Source organism: Veillonella fallax (assembly GCF_020687175.1).
In the GTDB taxonomy this organism is placed as follows: domain Bacteria; phylum Bacillota; class Negativicutes; order Veillonellales; family Veillonellaceae; genus Veillonella; species Veillonella fallax.
On the sequence record NZ_JAJEQD010000004.1, the window covers coordinates 81,673 to 93,880 of the forward strand.

At 38.8% G+C, this 12,208-nt stretch carries 8 protein-coding genes; 5 read left to right on the forward strand and 3 right to left on the reverse strand.

The features are described from left to right. Positions 1 to 71: 71 nt before the first annotated feature. From mnmE to rsmG, 3 genes are all read left to right on the forward strand, one after another. Positions 72 to 1,457, forward strand: a complete 1,386-nt coding sequence (gene mnmE, locus LKD20_RS02885) for a tRNA uridine-5-carboxymethylaminomethyl(34) synthesis GTPase MnmE (RefSeq protein ID WP_227720852.1) — start codon at positions 72 to 74, stop codon at positions 1,455 to 1,457. A gap of 170 nt (positions 1,458 to 1,627) precedes the next feature. Further along, a complete protein-coding gene (gene mnmG / locus LKD20_RS02890; RefSeq protein ID WP_005384835.1) occupies positions 1,628 to 3,499 on the forward strand; it encodes a tRNA uridine-5-carboxymethylaminomethyl(34) synthesis enzyme MnmG in 1,872 nt (623 codons plus the stop codon). A 678-nt stretch (positions 3,500 to 4,177) separates the two neighbouring features. Continuing rightward, entirely contained in the window at positions 4,178 to 4,930 is a 753-nt protein-coding gene (rsmG, locus tag LKD20_RS02895) for a 16S rRNA (guanine(527)-N(7))-methyltransferase RsmG (protein WP_227720853.1), read from the forward strand. 147 nt (positions 4,931 to 5,077) lie between these two features. Here rsmG and LKD20_RS02900 read toward each other — a convergent pair whose 3' ends face one another. The 3 genes from LKD20_RS02900 to LKD20_RS02910 form a co-directional block, all read right to left on the reverse strand. Further along, positions 5,078 to 5,935, reverse strand: coding sequence for a methylenetetrahydrofolate reductase (locus LKD20_RS02900; RefSeq protein WP_024063815.1), 858 nt, complete (start codon positions 5,933 to 5,935; stop codon positions 5,078 to 5,080). A gap of 125 nt (positions 5,936 to 6,060) precedes the next feature. Next, on the reverse strand, positions 6,061 to 8,496 hold the full coding sequence (locus LKD20_RS02905) for a homocysteine S-methyltransferase family protein (protein ID WP_227720854.1): 2,436 nt from the start codon (positions 8,494 to 8,496) through the stop codon (positions 6,061 to 6,063). A 49-nt stretch (positions 8,497 to 8,545) separates the two neighbouring features. Continuing rightward, complete coding sequence (locus LKD20_RS02910; RefSeq protein ID WP_005384847.1) at positions 8,546 to 9,313, reverse strand: hypothetical protein; 768 nt, start codon at positions 9,311 to 9,313, stop codon at positions 8,546 to 8,548. Positions 9,314 to 10,231: 918 nt separating this feature from the next. Here LKD20_RS02910 and LKD20_RS02915 point away from each other — a divergent pair. Together LKD20_RS02915 and LKD20_RS02920 are read left to right on the forward strand one after the other, a co-directional pair. Further along, the gene (locus LKD20_RS02915) at positions 10,232 to 11,002 is read left to right on the forward strand and encodes a ParA family protein (RefSeq protein WP_005384850.1); all 771 of its coding nucleotides are present in this window, start codon (positions 10,232 to 10,234) and stop codon (positions 11,000 to 11,002) included. A 145-nt stretch (positions 11,003 to 11,147) separates the two neighbouring features. Continuing rightward, positions 11,148 to 12,077, forward strand: a complete 930-nt coding sequence (locus LKD20_RS02920; RefSeq protein ID WP_227720855.1) for a ParB/RepB/Spo0J family partition protein — start codon at positions 11,148 to 11,150, stop codon at positions 12,075 to 12,077. Positions 12,078 to 12,208: the final 131 nt, after the last annotated feature.

The following is a 12,208-nucleotide window of genomic DNA, read 5'->3' on the forward strand; positions in this document are numbered from 1 at the left end:
TTAGTTTAACTTTCACAGGCGAAGAACATATACAAAAACAAATATTAGATAATCGAAATACGGAGATATGTATGTATATAGATGATACAATAGCGGCCATTGCGACGCCGCCCGGTATCGGCGGGGTTGGTATTATTCGGGTCAGCGGCAAGGATAGTTTTCCTATTGTAAATAGCCTGTTCAAGAGCGCTGGCACCGTTCCTTTGATGGACCGCCAAAATAGAACGATACAATATGGGACCATTGTGGATCCCGGAACGAACAAGACCATCGACGAGGTTCTTGTGTTATTAATGAAAGGCCCTCATTCCTACACGGCAGAGGATGTAGTAGAAATTCAGTGTCACGGCGGCATTGTGCCGGTTCGACAAATCTTGAAATTGCTCGTAAACCACGATGTGCGCATGGCCGAAGCCGGCGAATTTACGAAGCGCGCCTTTATGAACGGACGTATCGATCTCACCCAAGCAGAGGCGATTATTGATATTATTGAAGCAAAAACGGAGGACTCCCTCTCCCTCGCTGTATCTCAGCTAGATGGGACCGTTTCGTCCTTTGTAAAAGATGTGCGTGAACAGCTCATCGCTATGATTGCTCATTTAGAGGTAACCATCGATTATCCAGAAGAGGATATTGAGGACGTAACGAGCCAAGAGGTTCGTGAGCAACTAGAGCCTATTTTGAAAGCTATGGATGATCTCTTATCCACAGCCAATACAGGCCGCCTCATTCGCGATGGTATTACAACGGTTATCGTAGGCCGTCCAAATGCAGGTAAATCGAGCCTTATGAACGCTCTTTTGCGCGAAAATCGCGCTATTGTAACGGATATTCCTGGTACGACGCGGGACAGTATTGAAGAATATATGACCGTTGAAGGCATTTCCTTGCGCCTCATTGATACAGCAGGTATCCGTGATACACAAGATACGGTGGAAGCCCTCGGTGTAGAGCGTGCTCGTGATTATATCAACAAAGCAGACATCGTGCTTTGCGTTATCGATGGGTCTACTCCATTAACCCCTGAAGAAATCGAAATTTTGACCTCTGTGAGCGGTTTGAACACTATCGTGCTCCTCAATAAGTCCGACGTGGCACAAGTCGTTACAGACGAAAATATAAAAGAACACGGAAATTTTACGGCCATTGAGCGCATTAGTGCTAAAGAAGGCGAAGGCTCTGCAGTGCTCTCCAAATGGGTGCAAGAACTCGTCTACGGCGGTCGCGTAAAACAAGATAACAGCGCCATGATCAGTAACGTGCGCCACATCAGCCTCATGGAACAAGCGAAGGCACAAGTCGAACAAGCTCTCTCCTCCATCGACATGGGCATGCCAGTAGACTTTGTAGCTACCGACCTGCGCAGCGCCTGGGAACTACTAGGCGACATCACAGGCGACACCATCCGTGAATCCATGATCGACGAACTATTCAGTCGTTTTTGTTTAGGTAAATAAAAGTAAAAGTAGGGTGTGAGCTAACAGAGGAGCGTTAGCGACGATGGGAGCCACACATCACTTTGGTCGGAGCGTGCAATTTTCCGAAGGAAAATGCCCAGCGAGCGACCTGTGCTTTGGGATAAACTTTCACAATAAGATAAGTAACAAATATAAGGAATTCAATTGATATGTACACAGTAGATAATTATGATGTCATCGTCATCGGTGGTGGTCATGCTGGTTGTGAGGCGGCTCTCGCCGCTGCCCGCATGGGTCATCGCACGTTGATGGCGACCATCAGTTTAGATAATATTGCGCTTATGCCATGTAACCCTGCCGTTGGCGGTCCTGGTAAAAGCCATCTTGTTTATGAGCTTGACGCCTTAGGCGGTCAAATGGGTATCAACGCGGATGCTACGGCTATTCAAATGCGTATGCTTAACATGGGTAAAGGCCCTGCCGTTCATTCATTGCGTTGCCAATCCGATAAAATCAAATACCAACATTTGATGAAACAAACCATTGAAAATACAGAGAACCTCAATGTTAAGCAAATCATGGTGACTGAGCTTAAGGTTGAGGACGGCAAGGTAACAGGTATCGTTACAGAGCTTGGCGAGTTCTATGGTGCTAAAGCTGTCGTTCTTTGTACAGGTACCTATTTGAAAGGTAAAATCCTCATTGGCGATATTGACTACGTAGGTGGCCCAAATGGTCAACGTGTAGCGGAACATTTCTCTCAATCCTTGCTCGACAATGGCATTGAGTTGATGCGTTTTAAGACTGGTACACCAGCCCGTGTAGATAAACGTACTCTTAACCTTGAAAACATGGAGGTTCAAGAAGGCGATACACATCACCACTCCTTCTCCTTTATGGATGAATGGATCAATCGTAATGAAGACGTATGTTGGTTGACCTATACTAACAAAGAAACGCATGAAATTATTACGAGCAATATTCACCGCGCTCCAATGTATAGCGGTAAAATCGAAGGTGTAGGCCCTCGTTACTGCCCTTCTATCGAAGATAAAGTGGTGCGATTTGCTGATAAAGAACGCCATCAATTATTCGTAGAACCAGAAGGTACAGGTACAAACGAAATGTACGTACAAGGCATGAGTACATCCCTTCCTATGGACGTACAATATGCGTTCCTTCGTACTATTCCTGGTCTAGAAAATGTAGAAATCATGCGTCCTGCGTATGCTATTGAATATGATTGTTTGAACCCAACACAATTGACACCAGCCCTTCAAGTGAAACATATTGAAGGCCTCTATTCTGCTGGTCAAGCCAATGGTACATCTGGCTATGAAGAAGCCGCTGCACAAGGTCTCATGGCGGGTATTAACGCAGCTTTATGGCTTGAAGGTAAAGAACCATTCATCCTTGCTCGTTCTGAAGCGTATATCGGTGTTCTCATCGATGATCTCGTTACAAAAGGTACTAATGAACCGTATCGTATGATGACGAGCCGCAGCGAATACCGTTTATTGCTTCGCCAAGACAATGCAGATATGCGCCTTACTGAAAAAGGTCGTGCTATCGGCCTTGTAAAAGATGATCGTTGGGCTAAATTTACAGCTAAGAAAGCTGCTATCGAAGAAGCGATGGATATGTTACGAAATACACCTGTAAATCCATCCAAGGAAACACAAGCTTTGCTTGAAAGTTTAGGTACAGCACCTATTAGAACAGGTATTCACGCTTATGATTTAGTAAAACGTAATGAACTCTCCTACGCTATCGTAGCCGATGCATTTGGTTTAAAACGCTATACGCCTGACGTAGAAGAAGCTGTTGATATCTCCATTACTTACGAAGGTTATATCAAAAAGCAAATGGACCAAGTCGATAAGGTTCGCAAATTAGAAGAAAAAATTCTTCCAAAAGAATGGGACTATACACAAATTAAGGGCATCTCCCTTGAAGCTCAACAAAAGCTTAATAAAATCCGCCCTCACTCCATCGGCCAAGCAAGCCGTATCTCTGGCGTATCCCCGGCGGACGTATCTGTTCTGTTGATCCAACTAGAACAATACAATCGAAGCAAATAAAATATGTGATAACATACAAAAAAGCTAGCTAATAAAATTAGCTAGCTTTTTTAGTTATAACGCTTCTCTTTCTTGATGCTCATCGTGTTTGTATATTTATATGCATATTTATAAAACACATAGTATTCTGCAGTTAAAATATGTACACTAGAGAAGTACATCGAGTGTACATTCAGAATAGACAAAATATTCTATAAGTGAAGAAAAGTTCATGGTGATAAATTAGAAATAAACTGTGAAATGTAGTTGATGAAAAGATGAATGATGAAATTGAAAAAAGATGGACCGATTTCTCAATATTGTTATTTAAATGATAATGAATAATTAATGCCGCTCCTACTCTATGTTCAGGTGGTGTTTTTAGTAAATACATCTATTTAAATGAGAATTAATTGAGAATATGCTATAATATAAAGAAAAATGGCTTAAATATTTCGCTTATATGGTCGCTTTATTAGTTTCTATATATAAACTTATATAAAATAGATTAAAAACGGCGTAGAACGCAAATTTTTGAGTTTTATAGTCTTTGAAATAAGAAATACTATTCTTATAACTTATATATTGTTAATTATCTGGATTTGTTTATATGATGTACCATATGACATGAGATTTTCTAGCTATGTGTCGATTACTTTTACTAGCATATAAATATCGGATAATTCATTAGGAGTACTTATGAAAGAAAAATACGATGTGCCTATTGCGCCTGAGTCTGAATTTGTTTCATATATGATGGAGCAAATGAGCGAATTTGGTTTGCCTTGTACGGAAGAGCAAGCAAAAGACTTCTACGTGTATTATGCGCGCATGATTGAAACAAATAAATATCTCAACCTCACGGGTATTACAGACATGAAAGAGGTTGTGGTTAAACACATGATCGACTCCCTCTCCTGCTATGACCCACATATCATTAAATCTGGTATGTCCATTATTGACGTTGGTACTGGAGCTGGTTTCCCGGGCATTCCATTGGCCATCTACGACCGTAGTCTAAAGGTTACGTTGTTTGATTCTTTGAAAAAACGTCTTACCTTCCTTGAATCCATTATGGATGAGCTACAATTGACGAACTGTACTACTTTACATGGCCGTGCAGAGGATCTTAGTCATCAAGATTACCGTGAAAGCTTCGATATTGCTACGAGCCGTGCAGTAGCGAGATTACCTATTCTGTTAGAATGGACTGTACCATATGTAAAAGAAGGTGGCTACGTTATTGCTTTAAAAGGCGCAATCTACGAAGAAGAAGTGGGAGAATCCAATAAAGCCCTTAGCACATTGAAAGCTAAGATTGAAGAAGTACGTACTGTTACACTTCCAACTTTGGATGATAAACGAGCAATCCTGTACATTAAGAAAACAGGTAAAACACCTAAACAATACCCACGTAAACCAAAAGAAATTAAAGATAAGCCATTAATCTAATGTATGAATAAAGGATGCAAATCTATGATTTGCATCCTTTTTCTTTTTCTCTAGGCTTATTAAATAAAATAAACACCTTTCCCTAAGGACGACTTAGCTCGCTTTGGAGGCCGTGGGAAAGGTGTTCTATAATCATTTTATGACGTCTTATACGTGGTCAATGATGTGTAATGTTGTATCGATATCGTTTAAAGGCATAATATGTACGCCTGCAGCGATTTTTTTGATTTGTTCCAATGTTTCGATAGCGATTTCTGTACCCGCTTCTTTACCGCCCTTTTCTACGCGGTCTAGGATTTCTTGTGTAAGGTTGATCCCAGGCACTTTTTCATGTAGATATGTGGCCATTTTAAAGCTTTTAAGTGGGATTAAACCAAGCATAATAGGTACATCGAATTCAGACATCTTATCGATGTAGCGTTTTGCTTGTTCTAAATCGTAAATTGGTTGTGTTTGTACGAAATGCGCACCATTTTTAATTTTAGCAGCCAATTTTTGACGTTCAATTTCTAAATCTGGCGCACCAGGGTTACCAGTAGCACCGATGTAGAAGTTTGTAGGCTCGTCTAAGTCATTACCTGCCAAGTCTTTGCCAGAATTCAAAGTTTTAGCGATGTTAAGTAAGCCCATGCAGTCTACTTCGAATACGGATTGTGCAAATGGATGGTCCCCATTATCTGGTTTGTCACCAGTAAGGGTTAAGATATTATTTACGCCAAGTGCTGCAGCGCCAAGTAATTCGGATTGCAAGCCGATGATGTTACGGTCGCGACATGTAAGGTGGAAAATAGTCTCGATATCTTTATTGTGTTGTAACAAATAAGACAAGGAAATTGGGCTCATACGCATTTTGGACATAGGGCTATCAGCGATGTTGATAGCGTCAACCTTACCCTTTAAACGCGCTGCTTGGTCGAATACTTTTTGAGCAGAACTACTCTTTGGTGGGTCTAATTCAACAGTGATGGTGAACTTCCCTTGTTGATGTTTCTCTCTTAATGTCATCATGTACCTCTTGATCTATACATATGGTGAAAGCTAATCTTGTTTACTCTTTTACGTGGTTTTCACTATCAAAATAAGTTTTTAAGATGAGCTTTCACCTTGTTTTGTGTCATGTAAATTAGAAATTATTTTTCTAATGTTTCAAAGTAATCGTTTGCGTGGTTAACGGCAGCGATACCGTCTTTAGCATAGATGTCTGCGCCCGCTTGGTCTGCGTAGTCTTGAGATACTACGGCACCACCAACCATGACCTTAGTTTTAAGGCCTGCAGCGCGGATAGCAGCGATGGTATTGTCGATTTGAGGCATTGTTGTAGTCATCAAGGAACAAATACCAACGAGAGCCGCCTTGTTGTCTTTAATTGCTTGAACGATAACTTCTGGATCAACGTCCTTGCCGAGGTCAACGATTTTGTAACCATTGTTTTCAAGCAAGGCTGCTACGATGTTTTTACCTAAATCGTGGATATCACCTTTAACAGTAGCCACAACGACTGTACCTTTATCTAAGCTTTCACTAGCAGGAATGATTTCTTTAATTGTGTTGAAAGCAGCTTGCATTGTTTCAGCAGCGAGCATTACTTGTGGTAAGAATAATTTACCAGAGCCGAACTTATCCCCTACTACGTTCATCGCTTCAGATAAGCCTTTTTTCGTAATATCTAATGGGTCCATGCCGTCAGCTAACGCTTTTTTCACAAGGTCAACAATAGCTTCTTTTTCGCCTTGTTCTACGCAAGCACGGATATTAGCTAAAGGATCATTGCTGTCGAAGGATTTCTTTTCAGGACCTTTTGGAGCAGCGTTACCAGGAGCACTTGTTTCGTCTTCGTAGCCGTATTCTTTGATAAACTCTGCAGAACCTGGGTCCCAGCCTAATAGTGTTGTACTAGATACGAACGCTTTTTTAGCTGGATAATTTAATGGGTTCATAATTGGTGTTGTTAAGCCACAAGCAAGAGCCATTGTTAAGAATTGGCCGTTCAAGTAAGGACGTTGTGGCATACCGAAGGAGATGTTAGACAAGCCCATTACTGTTGGGAAGCCAAATTTCTCTTTATATAACTGTAATGTACGCAATGTTTGGCGTGCACTATCTTCACCGCTGGCAAGTGTTAATACCAATGGGTCAAGTAATAAGTCATGTGGTTGAAGACCATAACCATAAGCACGATTTACGATGCTTTCAGCTAAAGCAACGCGGTCCTCTGCTTTTTCAGGTAAATCACCACTGCAGATTGGCAAGCAAAGTAAAGCTGCACCGTAGCGTTTAGCCAATGGCATAACGTGAGTGATGGACTCCTCTTCCCCGTTTACAGAGTTGATAAGAGCGCGGCCTGGGTAGTTTTTAAGAGCTACTTCCATAGCTGCTGGATCCAATGTGTCGATGGACAATGGAGTTTCCACGAGCATGGATAATTCGAAGATAGCACGTTCCATTAATGGAGTTTGATCCATACCAGCTACGCCCATGTTTACGTCGAGGATGTCTGCACCCGCTTCTACTTGGTCCAAAGCATCGCGTTTTACGCGGATGAAAGAGCCATCGCGTAACTCTTGAGCAAGAACTTTACGGCCTGTAGGGTTGATACGTTCACCAATGATAAGAGGTTTTGTATTGTGACCTAATTCTAACAATTTAGTACGGCTCGTAATGATTGTTTTAGGTTCTACGTGAGCACGTTCTTTAGGTGTATGTGCTTTTACAGCGTCAGAAATTGCTTGAATATGAGCTGGTGTTGTACCACAGCAGCCGCCTACATAGCTTGCACCTGCATCTACGATTGGAAGCATCAATGGACCCATTTCTTCTGCTGTAAGTGGGAATACAGTTTGTTTATTGATTAATTGAGGCATGCCTGCATTTGGTTGGCAGATAATTGGCAAGTTTGTTACGCTTGCAATTTCCTCAATAAGAGGTGTGATTTGTTCAGGTCCAAGGGAACAGTTAATACCAATAATATCAGCACCCATAGCCTCTACGATAGTAGTTGCAACTGCTGGTGGTGTACCTGTAATAGTACGACCGTCTTCACTGAAAGAAAATTGACAGATGATTTGTACATCTTCTTTTGTCTTTCCTGCTGCTTCACGAGCATCAAGAGATGCTAATAAAGCGGCGCGCATTTCTTGTACGTCGATGATAGTTTCAATGATGATGAAATCTACGCCACCTTCGATCAATGCTTCAGCTTGTTCGCGGTATGTGTCATAAATAGAGTCAAAGCTCATGTTGCCCAATGGTTGTAAGAAACGACCCGTAGGACCCATAGAACCGGCTACACGTGCAGATGGTTTAAACTCTGCAATAGCATCTTTTGCTACCTTTACAGCGGCAATATTAATTTCTCTTACACGATCTTGTAAGTCGTAATCTTCTAATTTAAGACCACAAGCACCGAATGTATTTGTAGTGATAACATCACTGCCATGTTGTAAGTATTGGGCGTGAATATTCTTTACTACTTCTGGTTTTTCTATGTTAAATAATTCGGGACAATAGCCCTCTTCTAAGCCTGCAGCTTGAAGCATTGTGCCCATAGCACCGTCAAATATATACATAAACATCTTCCTTTATCATCCTAAATTTTACAATGTTTCACGTGAAACATTATTCTGTTGGTTGGCCTTTCATAGCGATACCAGAGGCTTCGGCTGTTGTTTTGTTACAGCCCTCTTCGCCTTCGTTATTAGACGTTACAATCGCCTTTTCTGGTAGTTTACGAGATGCACAATCTTTTTGAGAACAAGATGTGCAACCGCGTTTTGTTTTGATATCTTCGTTAGCTGGCATCAAACCAATAATAGCTGTTACAGACTTACGTGGGAACAATAAATAGTTCTCTGTTACTTGTAAGCCAATCATCTCTGTTTTGATGATTTTAGCTAGTTGTGGCTGAACTTCTAATGGCCAGTTACCATAGCCAGGGCTAAAGCGCCATGTAGGTTTATAGCCTTGTTTTTTAGCAATTGTATTGATAACTTCATTTACTTGATCTGCTACTTGTTCTACTGCTGTTGTAGCTGCTGCATCAAGTAACAAACCTACAGTGTAATTACCTTGTTTAAATAACTGTTCACTGCGAATTTCTACATCTTCACCTACTGTTACGCCTAATACATAGACTTTTGTAGATTTTTCTAAATGTTTTTCAATGATGGAACCTTCAATTTTAAGCGGTGGATTGCTCAAAATTGTCTTTGTTTCAGCATCATAATCGTATTCTTGATATACACCCTTAGGTGTAGCTAATAACTGGATTTCTTTACATGCTTCGTCTACGTAATTTTGAGGAAAATCCTCTGCATGACGAAGTCCTGCGTATCGTTTTACTTCTGCTTTATCGATGGCAGGAAGCATTCCGTTATAAATGGGCATGGAAACGCCTCCTTTTCAAAATAAAAAGCTCTGCGTATCCGTAGAGCGTGTACTTAATATTAGTATATTGTTTATAGATTAGATTAATTTCAAAATTTATCTATTTTACGCCTATAAATATAATTACTATCTATTTAATAGTATATAGATATCGATAATGCCTGTCAAAGCATATAGGGCCTGTATTCTCATATAATTTAGTAGTAAATTGGTATAACTTAAAGCTATATCAAAATATGTTTTAATCCTAAAAGTTATAAATATAATTGTTTTAAGTATTATATCTATTATATCTATTATATCTATTATATTTGCTTCATGATCTTACTTTTTATTTCTAATTGTTTCACGTGAAACAATTGAATTGTTTTTATTAGCTTAACTATTTCAATTAGCGGATTGAATTTTTAGGTTAGTTATATATTTTAGATTAGTTAGGCTGTAATTTTTTTAGTTTAGTTATTTCAAACAAAATTATCTGAAAAATTTTATGTGTAAATTTTATTGGTTGGCATATATTTATATACTAATTCTATTTTTTACTATAAAAATTTTTATGTTAAAAATATGTATTGAACAACTATAAATTTACGTTTTGAGTAACTATAAAATTTTGATTATCTATAAATGTTTCACGTAAAATATTTATAGATAAGTTTTTACTCAAATATATTTTGAAAAATTAAAAGTAAATTGTTTCACGTGAAACAATCAAGAAAACTAATTCTAAAGTTTAAAGAAAAATGCATTAAACCCATTTTGTTTGCTGATGAAAACTATATAATTTTTAAAATAATGTGTATGGTAGATGAAATTATAGATATTTTTTTAGAATTTGATTTGTAATTACCGTAATTATCGTTGTTTTATGTTATAATTAAAAAGAAATATTTTGAACGAACATGTGAGGTGAATTAAGTGGGCAAAGTTATAGCTATTACTAATCAAAAAGGCGGTGTTGGTAAAACAACAACATCCGTGAATTTGAGCGCTTGTTTGGCTGATGCTGGTAAGAAAGTATTGCTTGTTGATTTAGATCCACAAGGTAATGCTAGCTCTGGTTTAGGCATTGAAAAAGATGATTTAGAACTCTGTGTACACGATGTTCTAATCGATGGTGAACCTATTGCTGATATTGTTCAGCCTACAATGCTTAAAAAGCTATTTGTAGCGCCTGCAACGATTCAATTGGCTGGTGCAGAAGTGGAACTCGTTTCCGTTGTTTCACGTGAAACAATGTTGAAAAAAGCATTAGCACCGGTACGCGATGAGTATGATTTTATTATTATTGACTGTCCGCCATCCCTCGGTTTACTAACATTAAATGCTTTCACAGCAGCAGATAGCGTATTAATTCCAATTCAAAGTGAATTCTACGCATTAGAAGGGGTTAGTCAATTAGTAAAAACCATAACAATTGTGCAACAAACATCTAATAAAGACCTTGAAATCGAAGGTGTTTTATTAACTATGTTTGATGGTCGTACAAATTTATCTATCCAAGTAGCTGATGAAGTGAAAAAATTCTTTGGCAATAAAGTATATAAGACTATTATTCCTCGTAATGTACGTCTTAGTGAAGCTCCAAGTTATGGTGAACCGATTATCGTATATGATCCAAAATCTAAGGGTGCTGATGTATATACTAAATTAGCTAAAGAAGTAATTAAAGCTTCAAAAGCTAAATAAATGGTTATATATATCTGAAAGAGCTAATGGCTAAGTGTTTAGTTAAATAAATATCTGAGATTAGCAGAATTAATGCATTGGTTATTAAATAATTGAGTGTTATAGATTGATATAGTCACTATATGTAAGGTGAGAGAGGTTAGTTATGCCTAGAGACGTTAAAAGTAAGAAAAGTAAATCATCTGGCTTGGGTAAGGGCCTTGGAAACTTAATGAAGGTAGATACTGTAGAGTCTGTATTACCTGAAAAGGAGATTCACGAACTACCAATTTCTGAATTAGTTCCGAATGCAGATCAACCTCGTAAAAGCTTTGATGAAGATAGTTTAGCCACATTAGCTGAGTCTATTAAAAATCTTGGTATTTTCCAACCAATTGTAGTACGTAAACAAAAGAATAAATACCAAATTGTAGCTGGTGAACGTCGTTACCGTGCCGCTATTATTGCAGGCTTAGAAACAGTACCAGTTGTTGTAAAGAAATATAATACAGAAGAAATGACAGAGGTAGCCCTCGTTGAAAATCTACAACGTGAAGGCTTAGATCCAATTGAAGAAGCTTTGGCATACCAAGGTCTAATGGATACTTACAAACAAACACAAGAAATGATTTCTGCTCGTCTAGGTCGCAGCCGTTCTTATATTGCAAACATGGTTCGTTTGTTGAAATTATGTGATTCTGTACAAAAAGATCTTATCGAAGGTGACTTAACGGTAGGTCAAGCTCGTCCATTGTTGGCATTGCGTAGTGCAGCTCAACAAATGGAAGCTGCTGAACGCATTAAAGAGGGCGAATTAAGTGCACGTCAAGTAGAGGCTCTTGTGAAGTCTATGCAAAATAAAACGCCTAAGGCAAAGGGTGCTAAACCACAAAGTACAGCAGAGGTACGTGCTCTTATGGATCGTTTAAAACTAAGCTTAGGATCTCCTGTAAACATTAAGTTCCGCGCTGGTAAAAAGGTACAAGGTAAGATTGAAATTGCCTTCTCCTCTGAAGCAGAATTAGAACGACTCATTGCTTATATGGATGGTCAAGAGCATACAGATGATACGGAAACTGTAGAATTTAGAGTATAATTGCTTAGCAATAGCAATAGCAATAGCAATAGCAATAGCAATAGCAATAGCAATAGCAATGGATAACTATATACTCTTTATTACTACGTAATTACTATATATAGTGGATTTTTAATTAAATATCATAATTG